The 13083-nt window shown below is 60.2% G+C and carries 12 protein-coding genes; 4 read left to right on the forward strand and 8 right to left on the reverse strand.

Annotated elements, in window-relative coordinates:
* The first annotated feature begins 173 nt into the window (after window positions 1–173).
* Window positions 174–563, forward strand: a complete 390-nt coding sequence (locus LRR79_RS03875) for an acyl-CoA thioesterase (protein WP_231759096.1) — start codon at window positions 174–176, stop codon at window positions 561–563.
* Window positions 564–600: 37 nt separating this feature from the next.
* On the opposite strand, the gene LRR79_RS03880 is transcribed toward LRR79_RS03875, so the two are convergent.
* Entirely contained in the window at window positions 601–1692 is a 1092-nt protein-coding gene (locus tag LRR79_RS03880; protein WP_231759097.1) for a GGDEF domain-containing protein, read from the reverse strand.
* Between the two features lie 108 nt (window positions 1693–1800).
* Between LRR79_RS03880 and LRR79_RS03885 the strand changes: the two genes are divergently transcribed.
* Window positions 1801–2313, forward strand: coding sequence for a macro domain-containing protein (locus tag LRR79_RS03885; RefSeq protein WP_231759098.1), 513 nt, complete (start codon window positions 1801–1803; stop codon window positions 2311–2313).
* Between the two features lie 25 nt (window positions 2314–2338).
* On the opposite strand, the gene LRR79_RS03890 is transcribed toward LRR79_RS03885, so the two are convergent.
* Genes LRR79_RS03890 through LRR79_RS03900 form a run of 3 tightly spaced genes read right to left on the reverse strand, consistent with a single transcriptional unit; the run spans window position 2339 to window position 4308 of the window.
* The gene (locus LRR79_RS03890; RefSeq protein ID WP_231759099.1) at window positions 2339–2959 is read right to left on the reverse strand and encodes a CC0125/CC1285 family lipoprotein; all 621 of its coding nucleotides are present in this window, start codon (window positions 2957–2959) and stop codon (window positions 2339–2341) included.
* Window positions 2960–2999: 40 nt separating this feature from the next.
* Window positions 3000–3779, reverse strand: a complete 780-nt coding sequence (locus LRR79_RS03895) for an anti-sigma factor (RefSeq protein ID WP_231759100.1) — start codon at window positions 3777–3779, stop codon at window positions 3000–3002.
* Window positions 3780–3789: 10 nt separating this feature from the next.
* A complete protein-coding gene (locus LRR79_RS03900; protein WP_231759101.1) occupies window positions 3790–4308 on the reverse strand; it encodes an RNA polymerase sigma factor in 519 nt (172 codons plus the stop codon).
* Window positions 4309–4466: 158 nt separating this feature from the next.
* On the opposite strand from LRR79_RS03900, the gene LRR79_RS03905 reads away from it, so the two are divergent.
* Window positions 4467–5885, forward strand: a complete 1419-nt coding sequence (locus LRR79_RS03905; protein WP_231759102.1) for a S8 family serine peptidase — start codon at window positions 4467–4469, stop codon at window positions 5883–5885.
* Here LRR79_RS03905 and LRR79_RS03910 read toward each other — a convergent pair.
* Entirely contained in the window at window positions 5882–6880 is a 999-nt protein-coding gene (locus tag LRR79_RS03910; protein WP_231759103.1) for a hypothetical protein, read from the reverse strand. The two genes, LRR79_RS03905 and LRR79_RS03910, sit on opposite strands and share 4 nt — an antisense overlap.
* 107 nt (window positions 6881–6987) lie before the next feature.
* Window positions 6988–7641 (reverse strand): hypothetical protein, encoded by a 654-nt coding sequence (locus LRR79_RS03915; RefSeq protein ID WP_231759104.1) that lies wholly within the window; start codon window positions 7639–7641, stop codon window positions 6988–6990.
* A gap of 230 nt (window positions 7642–7871) precedes the next feature.
* Here LRR79_RS03915 and LRR79_RS03920 point away from each other — a divergent pair, with 230 nt between their 5' ends.
* Window positions 7872–8435, forward strand: a complete 564-nt coding sequence (locus tag LRR79_RS03920) for a glutathione S-transferase family protein (RefSeq protein ID WP_231759105.1) — start codon at window positions 7872–7874, stop codon at window positions 8433–8435.
* Window positions 8436–8449: 14 nt separating this feature from the next.
* On the opposite strand, the gene LRR79_RS03925 is transcribed toward LRR79_RS03920, so the two are convergent.
* Both LRR79_RS03925 and LRR79_RS03930 read right to left on the reverse strand, forming a co-directional pair.
* Complete coding sequence (locus LRR79_RS03925) at window positions 8450–9172, reverse strand: helix-turn-helix transcriptional regulator (protein ID WP_231759106.1); 723 nt, start codon at window positions 9170–9172, stop codon at window positions 8450–8452.
* Between the two features lie 146 nt (window positions 9173–9318).
* Window positions 9319–13014 (reverse strand): Lcl domain-containing protein, encoded by a 3696-nt coding sequence (locus LRR79_RS03930; RefSeq protein WP_231759107.1) that lies wholly within the window; start codon window positions 13012–13014, stop codon window positions 9319–9321.
* Window positions 13015–13083: the final 69 nt, after the last annotated feature.

Here is a 13083-nt window from a genome sequence, read left to right on the forward strand (position 1 = left end):
GCAGGCGGATCGCTATCAGTAGAATTCAAAGAGTAGTGGATTGTGGCCGGGGAGTTTACCGTCCATTGACGGTGTCTGCCTTAATCACTGGCGAATAATTCCAGTGGGGCGCCAGGTCGGTGGAAAATGCGGTAGGCTGCGTAAAAACCGGATAAAACTTTGCGAGGATTTGGATGTTCACAATTGAGTTGGAGCCACGATTCAGCGAAACCGATGCCCTGGGGCATATCAACAACACCGTGGTGCCAGTGTGGTTCGAGCAGGGGCGCACGCCCATTTTCGAGCTGTTTAACCCCGAGCTGAGCCTGGATAAGTGGAACCTGATCCTGAAAAAAATGGAAGTGGATTTTGTCGCGCAGATTTACCTCTACGCTCCGGTCGAGATCCGTACCAGCCTGAGCGCGGTGGGCAATACGTCCATGACCATTCACCAGGAAGTGTGGCAGAAGGGCCAGCTGGTGGCGCAGGGAGACTGTGTGATGGTGCACTTTGACTATGTGCAACAGGCGAAAGCGCCGATTCCCCAGGGGGTGAAGGAGAAGCTGTTGCAGCATCTCGCCTGACGATCGGCGGGAACCGGTGATCCAGCCCTGGGCAATATCAGGTGCTGATCACCTGGTTCCGCCCGGCATCCTTGGCCCGGTACAGTCGGGAATCCGCTTCCGCCAGCAGCTGACTCTGTCCACTGGTGAGTGCGGCACCGGCGCCACCTTCGGCGACGCTGAAGCTGATGGAGATATTCACCTCTTCCTCGTACCGGGCGCTCAGAGCCTCCACCTTGTGGCGCAGCTTTTCCGCCAGGATACCGCCGCCCTGTACATCGGTGTTGGGTAGCAGGATCAGGAATTCCTCGCCGCCCCAGCGAGCGACAATGTCGTCGGCGCGGGTGTTGCGACGCAGCACGTCCGCCACATCCTGCAACACCCGGTCGCCAAAGCCGTGGCCGTAGGTATCGTTAATCGCCTTGAAGCTGTCCAGGTCGCCAATCAAGACGGTGTAGCGTCCGGCCAGGTCGCGGTTGCGGCGTTCCAGCTCGTCAATGGCACGGTAGGCTTCGCGGCGGTTGGCCAGGCCGGTCAGGGCATCGGTACTGGCATGGCTCTCAAGCTCCGCGGTGAGCTTGTGCAGCATCTGCTGGGTCTGGTGACGGCTGCTGTCGAGGATGGCGGTAAGGGCGGTCAGCGCGCCGAATACGGCAATAAAGCGCGCCCGGTGGGCCGTGTCGTAACTCGCCAGCAGGCCGGGAAAGTCCGGGTAGAACAGGATGAGTGCGGTGGCGCCGCCGATACCGGCGAGAGTCACCGTTCCCCATCTGTAGCCGTAAAGGTTGATAAACCCGGGCACCAGCATCACCGCCCACATCAACCCGGTGTTATTCACCCCACCGGACAGCAGCAGATAGAAATACAGCACCAGCAGCAGTGCGCCCACCAGTACCGGTGTTTTGCGGCTGGGGCCGGCAATATTTACCCCGATATAGGACACCAGAATGATTCCGGCGACCGCAAACAGCGTTGCGGAGAGAATCAGGTCGGCCGCCATCAGCGCAATTACGCCCATGGCACCGGTTATGGCGAGGGCAAAAATCAGCATATAGCCGGAAGCCTGGATGCGCCGGCGCAGTTCCAGAGTGCGAGCTTGGCTGACCGGGTCTGTACTCCCGGTCGAGATTTGTGGTGTGGTGATATCCATGGAATTGTCGTTTTTCTAGGTGGCCTGGTCCTTCAGCCCTTTGTCCCGCCGGCAGCGGGGGTCAAGCGGGCTATATTAATGGCGAATGCCTTAGGCGCGGAGAGGCCCATGGGAAAGCTGCAACTAATTTGTGATGATGTTCTCACTCTGGAGGCGGATGCGCTGGTGTGCCCGGCGCATAAACACCTGACTCGAGGGCGGGGGCTGTCGGAACAGGTCTTCGAGCGGGCCGGTGAGGCGCTGGTGAGTGAGTGCTCGCAGCTGCCGGAGTGCCCGGTGGGAGAGGCCCGGATCACCATCGCCCCGGGTCTATTGGTGAACCATTTGATTCACACGGTCACGCCCCAGTGGAGCAGCGGTGACCAGTGGGGAGCCGAGGCACTGGTGCAGCTGCGCCGGTGTTACGAGAGTGTGCTGGGACTCGCCCGTGAACACGGACTGCAGCGTCTGTTGTTTCCGGCTCTGGGTGCGGGCACCAATCGCTTCCCTCATGAAATCGCTGCTCACCAGGGGCTGGATGTGCTGAACAAAGCGCGGGGGGATTTCGAATTGCTGACCGTGTGCCTGCACAGCCAAAGCGCGCTCGGTACCTGGCAGCAGGTGCGGGAGCGTTTTAGCTAACTGCATGGCGAAGTCAGGCTGGTATTCAGTCGCGGCCCAAGTTATCGCGGACTTCCAGCGCGTCGTAACTCTCGATAGCTTCCTCGCTCCCGCTGGTGCCCGCCGGTCGCACCCCGCGACCCATGCGAATTTCCAGGCTGGCCTCGGTGCTGGTGCGATGGCTGGGCTGCGCATGGCTTCCGCTGTGCAGGCTGGCGGCGTAGCTTGTGGAGGTCGGGCGTGTGCGGCTGGTGCACGTGAGCAGCCCACATTCGCGGGTAGTCACGTAGGCGGGGCCACTGCGATAGCTGGTGCTGGCACCAAATCCTCCGTGGGCACTGGGATCCATATCGCCCCGGTCCACCTGGGTATCCTCGCGCACCACCACAAACCAGTCGTAACCCTCGAGCAGTGTCAGTTCGGCGGCGCGCAGCATGGCGTAGTCCCGGGCATCGCCGCGCTTGTTGCCACGGCCCTTGTAACTCACCCGGTAACGGTCTTCGGCGATCTTGCGCTCCTGGTAGCCGTAGCCCGCGCCCTTGGCCGCCCGGTAATCCGGAGACTCTCCGGAAGACGCGCAGCCGGTGCTCAGTGACAGTGCGACCAGGATGGCGGCAACGGTGGCGACGGTTTTAGTAGTGACGAATGTTTTACGGATACTGGTCATGGTTGTTTTCCCTTTCCTTGCCGAAGCGTGAGCGTGTCATTTACCGGGTTGACGGCTCGGCTCCGGTTTTATTCCAGCCTTTTCCAATTATTTTTTGTTCCTGTGCCGGCGCCAGGGTTTCTGCGGCCATCGCATCCAGTGCGCTGTCCAGCAGCGAGCCGCCGGTGGCGGTCTGGTAACTGCCGGGGGCCTGCACCGCATCCAGCTGTACCGAGGCCGTCAGCTGCCACTGGCCGCCGTCGTTGCGACAGGCAATATTCTCCGAGCCTCCGTTTGCTTCGCGCAGCTGGAACTGGCGGCAGTAGTCCCCCTGCTGATTGCGGAAGGTCAGGCGCGGGGTGATGGCGCGGCCGTCCGGCAGTGTCAGGCTGGCGCCGCTGGGAGCCTGTTCCAGGCCGGCAGCGACGGCCTGCCACTGCCCTTCGTTGTTGGCGGTAGTCGGCAGCAGCCAGCCAGCACCGAGGCCGATGGCCAGGGCAATGGCGGCGGCCATACCCGCGTGGCGTTGCAGTTGCTGGTGTATCTGTCGCTGGGCCCGCCGCCACAGGGGAAAAGCGATGACCTGCGCGCTGCCGGCTCGCTCTTTTTCCAGCAAGCTGGTGATCCCATCGGGCATGGGTCGCTGGTCGATGGCGGAGTAGGTCTGGCGCACGGTCTGGTCTACCGCCGCCAGTTGCGCCAGGCGATCCGCGAGGGATTCGTGCTCGAGCAAAAGCGCGCGGATCTCGTCCATCTGCGGTTCCGGCAGCTCTCCATCGAGAAAGGCACTCAGCTGTTCATCGGTGACCGCCGGTGGTTGTGTTTGTCTGTGCTCGTTCATCGGGTGGTCCTCAGTGGGCGGTTCTTGCCTGTTTGTGTGGCGGCGTGTTCAGGGCATCGCAGAGGGCGGCGCGGGCCCGCGCCAGACGACTCATTACGGTGCCGATGGGTATCTCCAGGGTGGCGGCCACATCCTTGTAGGACAGCCCCTGCAGCGCCACCAGAGACAGAATCGAGCGCTGCTCATCCGGCAGCTGGTGCATGGCGCGGTTGACCCGCTCCAGTTCCATTTCCCCGGCCACCGCGCGCTCGCCGTCCACAATCTGGCCCTCACTCAGCTCCGGCTGCTCTGCTGCCTGTTGGCGCACCTTGCGCGCCCGGTATTCATCGATCCACAGGTTGCGGCATACCCGGAAGGCCCATTTCGCCAGCGCCACATCCTCCGGAACCCTGCGGTCCAGCAACCGCTCTACGGTGCTCTGCAGCAGGTCGTCGGCATCCGCCATGGATCCGGTGAGGGAAAACGCAAAGCGCCTGAGCCCGGGGAGTAGCTCTGGCAGCTGTGACGTCAACTCGTCTTGCATGATCATTATCTCGTTCCCGTTTCTCCAGTAACGGCCCGGTGCCCAGTTTATTCCCGGAAAATCGAAATAGTTTCGGGCGGCGGGAATTTTACCGCCGTTGGGCCGTGATACCGGTATGCGCCGCGCATTTTCCCAGGCGGCGGGCTAATGCGAGAATGCCACCCATGAAAACGCCACTGAAGAAACCCACCACACATCCACTGCGCACCGGTATGACTGCGCTGGCACTGCTGCTTGCCCTGCCGATGGCGGCGAGCGCGCAGCTCGTCAATCTGGATCCGGTGGTGGACGCCGTGGGACCGGCCATCTCTGACGGCATCAGCGAAAGCGAGCGGCTGACCCGGGACCTGGAGCGTCGTGCAGCGCAAGCGGCGCGGCGGGCCGAGCGCCGGGCACAACAGCAGGCTCGGCAGTTATCGGACGCCGCGCAACAGGTTACCGGCGCAGCCACAGATACCCTGCGCCGGATCCCGGTGCTGAATGGCGGAGGTGCCGTGGCGCTGGTGGAGGTCGAGGTGGCGCCGGGGGAGTGGGCGGTGGAGCGCCAGTGGCTGGCGATGCTGGATACTGGGGAACTGGCCCTGCTGCAGAAGCTGGATATCGAGATTCTGGAGCAGACCGATTACACCCGGCTGGGTCTCAGCCTGCTGCGCTTTCGCGTGCCGGCGGCCATGGACTCCCGGGGCGCCCTGTCCAGGCACCTGCCGGCGTCTCTGGTGGAGCGCTTCGACCGCAACCATATTTTCCGGCCGCAGAAGGCCCCTGAGTCCTCCGTTGGGAGTGACGTACCGGCGGCGGTTTCCAGCATCTGCGACGCGCCCGTGTCTATCGGTATGGTGGATACCGCGATTCAACTGGATCACCCTGCGTTTCGCGACCACCGTATCGAGCAACGGTCGTTTGTGGATCCCTCTTTGCCACAACCGGATGCCCACGGCACCGCAGTGGCCGGTGTACTGATCGGCGCCGCACCAGCGGGCCTGTCGCGGCTGCCCAAAGCGACCCTGTACAACGCTTCGGTATTCTACCCGCGGGACCAGTTCGCCCAGGGCGCCACCATGATGCATTTGGTCGGCGCACTCGACTGGTTGCTGTCGGTGGATGTACAGGTCATCAATATGAGCCTGAGCGGTCCCAGCAACCGGGTACTGGAAACGGCACTGAAGCGGGTACTGGCGCAGGGGAAAATCGTGGTGGCCGCCGCGGGCAATGGCGGCCCGGCGGCGCCACCGCTGTATCCCGCGGCCTACCCGGGAGTGATTTCCGCCACGGCGGTGGATGAGCAGATGAATGTATACCGCTGGGCCAACCGCGGGGACTATGTGGACTTTGCCGCGCACGGCGTGCAGGTAATGACCGCGCGCAGCGGCAGCCGCTTTGGTCGCGAGAGTGGCACTTCCATTGCCGCACCGATCGTGTCCGCCTTTGCCGCCTGTGAACAGGCGGCCAACCCGGGCCTCGCAATCGACCAGAAGGCAGCGACAAAAACAAGCAGTGCAGTAATGGAAAAGCTGGCCGCACGGGCCAGCGATCTGGGGGAGCCGGGCCGCGACCCGGTGTTTGGTTACGGCTTTCTCGATTAAAAACGCAGGTTGAGCATCAGCGAGGCAAGCGTCTCGTCGTAATCTGCACCGGCAAGTGGTGAGCTGTGATTGCCGTGGCTGAGCTTGCCGGTGACAGAGAGCGCTTCGTTAAAGGCCAGTTCCCAGCTGGCATCCAGGGTGCGGCGCAGGTCCCGGCGCGTTTCCTCATCCGTGGGCGTCACCGCCGGCTCCTGCCAGGGCAGGTTGGGGGAATCCAGCGGTGTATCCATCAGAGAAAATTCCGATACGTATTCCCGTTCGCTCAACCGACCTCCCAGCTGCAGGGTGTTTTCGGTACCGGCGAGCGCGAACTTGTGGGAGAGGCGTGCGCGCAGACTGCGCCCGTTGAAATCGAGACTTTCGGAGGCCGCGTCTTCGCGCTCCCAACCGGCACCGAGCGAGAAGTAGCTTTGCGCTCCGGCGAAAAACACAAACATATCGCCATCGAAAATATCGGCTTTTGCGTCGCGCAATGGATTGTCGGAGAAATTTCTGTCCCGCTGGCCCAGGGCGCCGCGCAGGTATACCCGGCCGCCAATCAGTTTGCCCGCGTACACACTACTCTGTACAAGCGTAAGGAATGGCTCGCTATCCAGCGCGGCATCGGCGCGGTGCGCGCTGGCACCGAGGGTCAATGCGGTGAAATCGTAGCGGGCATCCACCGACCAGGTGCCGGTGCGCTGATCGAACTCCTCGAAAGTCTGATAGTTCTTCCACTGGTGACGATAGCCGCCTTTAACGGTAAATGCTTCGTCAACGGTTATCTTCCCCTGCAGGTCGGTGTTCAGTAGAAAAGCGCTGTCCCCCGTATTCTGTGCCCGGTCCAGCTCCTGGATGGAAAGGTTGCTATCGTGTTCCATGCCTGCGCCCGCTTCAAAAGAAAAATCGGTTTTTACTTCCGCAGCCGATGCGCCGGAGAACAAGGCGCAGGAAAGTGCGAGCATGCCCGGATAAAAAATCCCGCAGTTTTTCTGAAATTTTTTTGTCGTGTTCATTTTCTGGATTCCATGTGATCTGTTGCGACTTCCCTGCGCGAGGCCGGAGCCGCATGTGCGGCCCGGCATTGGCATTATTTGAAAAGTCTGGAAAAGATGACTGCGGTTTACAGGTCGCCCAGTACCGAGGTGTCCAGTGCCTGCGCCACACTCGCCTCGACGGATTCCTCGACGGCCGCGGCGATTTCACCGTTCACCGCTGAGGCGACCTGCCCGACGATTTCTGCATCCAGGGCACTTTGCGCAGTCGCAGCCACGGTAGAGGAGATCGTCTGATCCACACTGCTGGCTACCGCCCCGGTGAAATTGGCAGTGGCTTCGGCATCCAGTTTTTCTGCGGCGTTTGCAGCGACTTGGGTTGAAAGGCTGTTGGCGGTACCGGCAGCAATATTGGTTGCGGCACCCGCGGCCACCGCAGTCGCAGCCTCCAGGCTACTGCCGGCGGTCTCGATCGATGAATCCGCACGTTGCTCGGCAGTTTGCGCCGCACCCTGCCAGTCCCCTGCTTCGGTAACGGCTGCGGTCTGCCCGGATTTACGGCTGTGAATACTGGCGCTGGTGGATGTCTGCATACCGACCTGCGCCTGTGCGCCGGCGTTGGCATTGGTGTTGATGTTGGTGTTGATGTTGGCGTTGCTGTGCATATCTGCCGATACGCTGTGCTGGGATTGGGCGTGGGCGCTGGCCACCAGTAGCAGGCTGGCTGCAGTAATCAGCTGGGTTTTAACAAACGAGCGGGAAATGGCTTTGAAATTTGGCATCGGGTTGTCCTCTTGGTGAGCCTCGGGGTTTTCGGTGCAATCTGTTGACTTGCACAGGGACAACGGCTGGGAAGGTGACTTATTCCCGAATGAAGTGAAAATTTTTAATGTGCTTTCCTGATCGACGATCGGAAATATTCATTTGCAGGGTGCGGAGCTTTTCGAGATCATCCCTGAATCAATCACGCTCACCCGAACACCGTGAAATCAAAGAAAAGGAACACCCGGAGATGAAACTATTTGGCAGCCTGACTTCCCCCTTCGTGCGCCACTGCCGCCTGGCACTGATGCAATCCGGCCTGGACTGGGAAATGGTGGAGCTGGATATCCACAGCAGCCAAAACCCGGATACCCCCACCATGCGCGTCCCCTTTCTGGAAGACGGCGAGGTAAAACTGACGGATTCCACCTCTATCGTTCAATACGTGCGTGAGAAATCCGGAGGGGCCTTTATTTCAAGTGCACAGGATATGGACCGCTACTGCCTTGCCAACACGCTATTGGATACGGCAATCAACCTGTTCCTACTTGAGCGCAGTGGACTGGATATTTCGGAGAACGTTTACACGTGCCGCCAGAAGAAACGGGTAGAGCGGATTCTGAGTGAGCTGGATTCAGCGGCACTGCCAGGGGCGGGGAAAATGAGCGATGCGGATTATCGCGTGGCCGTGGGCGTGGCCTGGGGTGTGTTCCGACAGCGTTTCTCCATAGAAAACTGTAAGAATCTGCAGCAGCTACTGACCATTGCCGGTGACGATGCTGCCTTTGTCAAGACCGCTCCCCCTGCCGCCTGAGGGGGACGGGAGATTCAGCCGTTATGTCCCAGCCACAGGGCCATTAGTGCTGCACGGCTTGTGACATTGAATTTGCGGTAGATATTCATTACGTGCTTGTGGGTGGTGTCTGGCTTCAGGTTGAGTCTGGAGGAAATCTCTTTTTCCGTCAGGTCGGTAAGGAGCCAGTGCAGCACTTTCTTTTCCGAGGGAGTCAGGGGGTTTTCTGCTACCAACAGGCCGTGGGCCAGGAGTAGCTTGCGATGGAACCAGCCGAGGGGGCGCAGTACTTCCATCGCCAGGAGCAAGTCCGCCCTGGCAAAAGGTGGCTCGCCATCCATGCGGTTGAAACAGTAATAGGATTCCGCATCCCCGCCAGAAGGCGCCACCACAAACAGCGTATCGGCCACTCGCTTGTCCCGATAAAATTCGTGGTAGTGTGCGGTGTCGTAGAAGGCTGCAGATACGTGATCACGCATCAGTGTGCCGCGAAACTGACCCGCCTGGCGAATGTGATTGAGGGTACTCTCATCCACTTCATATTTCCCCGATGTCACCTCTCTGGTGTAGTGCTTGTGCAGCTGGCGATCAGAGGGGAGCTCCCGATAGAAATACGCCGGACCCGGCCGCCAGCCGAGCATATAGTCCCGCTCGGGATTGAGATGTTCGAGGCATACGGCGCTAAGCCAATAACCGTGGTCGGCACGGATCATCTGGCTGATCGATTCCAGCAGAAACTGCAGACCATCACTGGCCAATCTCGCTGCAGGTAAAGCGGCGAGGTGATCCCAGATCCTGGATGCGTGGCCGTGGCTCTGTGGCGAAACGTGCGAGGGCAAAATGTCGACCCCTGTGGTAATGGCCCGATGAAAGCGCCTAATTTACCACAGGGACAGGTGCTGGCTTAGTGATACATGCCGTCCAGTATGCGGAAGGCGGCGTTGATGATTTCCGCACGCACCTCTTCACTGTGCTCTCCACCGGTAAATTCGCTGAGATCCTCAAAGCGTGCGTTATTGTCCTGAATAAATGCGTTATACGCCGCTTCATTTTCTCCCGCCTCAATCAGATTGGATACCGAGACCACGGTACACACAATACCGACCGTGACCAGCACCGCTGGAAGCGCGGCGACACTGGCACTGCCCGAGATAAAGGCAGACACCGTCACCCCCGCTTTGGCCGCGGTAGCCGCGGTATGCACCATGGCGGTGGAAAGCACCACACTGGAGGTCAGGGTGAAATAGGTTCCCACCCCACCGGCTACGGCGACACCGCCGAGGGCGCCCGCGGCGATCAGGTCCGCGTCGGTACTGGCGATGGCGTCTGAAAGAACCTGGGGGAACCCTTTGGATACGTAGACGCAGTGCAGGCCGAAACAATCACTTTTTTCGGCGAAATAGGCATCTACACGATCCTCTGCGTTGGTTACCAGAAGTTCGCGGCGATCATTGATGTGCGCCATGGCAATAGTCAGCAGCCAGACTTCGTCGTTGCTCAGTTCGCTTTGCTCTTTCGCGGTCAGCGACAGCAGCAGTTCATTCAGCGCGGCAAAAAGCGAGGCTCCGGCTTCCTGGTTGCCGTTGCCAGCATCCTCGACAAACGTTTCCATAATGTCGCTGACCGGTGCGCCGGAATCCACCAGCGCCAATACATAGTCGCGCCAGGGTACAACCGTGGAGTCCTCGCTGGCATCTTCAATCAGCGATGTGCGCAGGGTCTCGAGAAAATCCCCGAGAATCTGCTGGCTGGCATCGCTGCGCACAGCATCCCGAAACAGCTGCCGGCTCAGGTCGACACCATAGGCCGGGGTGGTGGGTACTTCCACCACTATCCCCGGCGTGTTGAATTCGATCTCGATGGGATCGGTCACTGGGATGGTGTCCCCCGGATCGATATCCGGGGGGTCGGAAAGTTTAATCCGCGTGCACAGATGCGGTGACGGGCAGATTTCATGGGAAAACTCACCGGTCGATACCTGGAACGCCTGGCAGCGCATGACATTTTCAAAGTAGTCGCCGTCGCGGTAGTCGCACTCGTACTTCAAATCCACCGAAGGTGCCGAGTTTACGGCGATACAGCGCTCGTCGTCGCAACCGATCTCCCAGCCGGATTCCCAGTTACACAGGTTGTAAGGTACCAGCTCAGGGTGGGGGTAATCCTCGCAATAGTGTGCGAGCCGGTTTTGCTCGGAAGTACTACTGCCCGTCAGTTCAAAATACACCGGTGCGGCCTCATCGGTATTTGCGCGAATACGCACATACAGTGTTTCGTCCCGGTGATTGGCGGCCTCGAAATAGGCTCCGTCACTGGCGGTAACCTGTGTCAGGGGGGAGCCGGAAAAATCCGCAGTGGTGAACACGTCGAAGGTGTAGTGACTTGATTGGGGCGAGCGCGTGTTTTGCATGGCGAGGAGGTAACGGACATCCTGCAGAATATCCGTATTGCCGGGCACGCTGACTTTCAGGTAGCCCTCGACCTTATCGTCGTCGCTGGTATCGTCTTCGAGCAACAGGGGCAGTGGCGCCTCCGGACTCAGCTGACTGAGGGAAACCGGCGTAGGTGCTGCCGGATTTGGGCTTACCGTTGGCGCCACGCCAATACGCACCGTGGCGGTTTGTGACGTTTTGGTGCCGTCGCTTACGGTAAACGTGAAGCTGTCTTCGCCGATAAAGTCTTCGTCGAGGATGTACTGTAGATCGGGTGCGTCGCCCTGGAGATCCCCATGTTGTGGCTCTGAGGCCAGTGTGAAGATGAGGCTGTCGCCGTCGGGGTCTTCACCGGTGAGCGTGATATCCAGTTTTTTTCGCCCCAGAAGCGGTGCAAGTGCCATGTGCTCCGGGGCAACACCAAAGTGTTGTGGTATCGCGGTCGGAGACTGATTACCACTTACCAGGCGCAGATTCAGCCCCTCGAAGGGTTCCCGCAGCACTGCCTCGCCACTGGAGAAATCCATCGCCAACGCGTACCGCCGGTCACCACCATTGGCGCTCCAGTAGGGCACACCGGCGCCACCGTTAAGGCCGGGGAAATGGCTCGCGGCAATGTGGTAAGCGCTGGCCTCAGATTCCTCGGCGACCAGAGTGATGAGCTCTTCGATACTGGGGACCCGCCAGTTGCTCAGGCCGCACAGGTTGGCGGTGCGCACGCGCTCGACGAATGCCTGTGTATTGCATGGGGCGCCGCTGGTTGGCCCTTCCTCCAGTTGGCACTGCCCAAGACCGTTGGCCTTGTTCAGTGTGGTACTGAGTGGATCGTGCCAGCTATAGCGGTTTCCCGCGTAGTGAATACCTGCCAGTGTGGGGCGTTTTACCTCCCAAATGAGTCCGCTCTCGATGTCGAGAACGCAGGACCACTGATTGCTTACCGTTTCGCTGCCCGAGTCACTCCAGGCGAGGTTCTGTACTGCCAGCGATAAACCGTCGGCGCCAAGCTTCACCAGGTGTGCCGGTCCCGGAGCTGTGGGTTCTTCTGGGTCGACGGGATCGAGGTCCTGCGGGTCTTCAGGAGGGATCAGGCAGTCATAGGGAGCCGGGCATATCTCATACAGAAATTCACCGGAGGAAGCCCGGTAGGCGCGGCAGCGCATAACCGGGCCGAGTTCTGGCGAGTCTCGATAGGCGCACTCGAACTTGAGATCTACCGACGCCGAGTAATTGACCGCGCTGCAGGACGCGTCGTCGCAACTGATTTCCCACGCCGCATCCCCATTGCACAGTACATCGGGCAAAAGCTCAGGGTGCTCGAATTCCTCGCAGTATTGTTGCAGGGTGTTTTCCTGGGGCGCCTGATCAGAACTGACCAGCCGCAGGTTCAATGCGGTGGATGGGGGTGTCGCCACGGCCTCGCCACTGGTGAAGTCCAGCGCCCAGGCGGTCTGTGCGTCGGCGCCGTCGGCGCTCCAATAGGGCGTGCCCCCTTTGGCCTCAATACTGGGGAATACCCCATTACCTGTGTGGCGGTATTGCTCTGCAGCATGCTGCTCCACCAGCGTGTGCAGTTCATCCGCACTGGGAACCCGCCAGTTACTGCGGCCACACAGACCCTCCGCGCGAACGCGATCTGCGAATGCGCGGCTGTTGCAGTCGGCACCACTGGTAAGCGCCCCGTCGAGGTAGCACTGTCCCTGGCCGTTGGCACTGCTGGTTGTATCACTTTCCGGTTCGAACCAGCTGAAACTGCTGTCGGCGGAATGCGGATGGCCGGAACCCGGGCGCTTTACCTCCCACACCAGCCCGCTTTCGCGGTCTTCAATGCAGGACCACTGGGAGCCTTCCTCTTCACTGCCGGTATCACTCCAGGTTTCGGTCTGGATTTGTAAGGGCGCGCCACTCGCCGCGAGCTTGATCAGGTTCGCAGGCTGGGAAGGCGGGGTATCCTCCTCGATCGGATCCTCTTTCTGATCTTCTCCTGGGTTTTCTTGCTGATCGCCGTCTTCGCTCTGTTCGTCTTCGTCTTCTTCACCATCGTCTGGTGTTTCCGGAGAGGAGTCGGATGTCGGTGGAGGCAGGTACCGGCGGCTATCGAGGTTCAGCCCGCGATCGCAGGCAGTGAGCGTCAGAACCAGCAGGAGTAGAACAAGGCAATTGCGAATGAACATGCGTTCCCCAAATTAGTATATCCAGCGATATTTTTCGGCGGGAAACTATCAGATGGTCGCGAAGTGTCC

This window comes from Microbulbifer elongatus (assembly GCF_021165935.1).
Lineage (GTDB): Bacteria > Pseudomonadota > Gammaproteobacteria > Pseudomonadales > Cellvibrionaceae > Microbulbifer > Microbulbifer elongatus.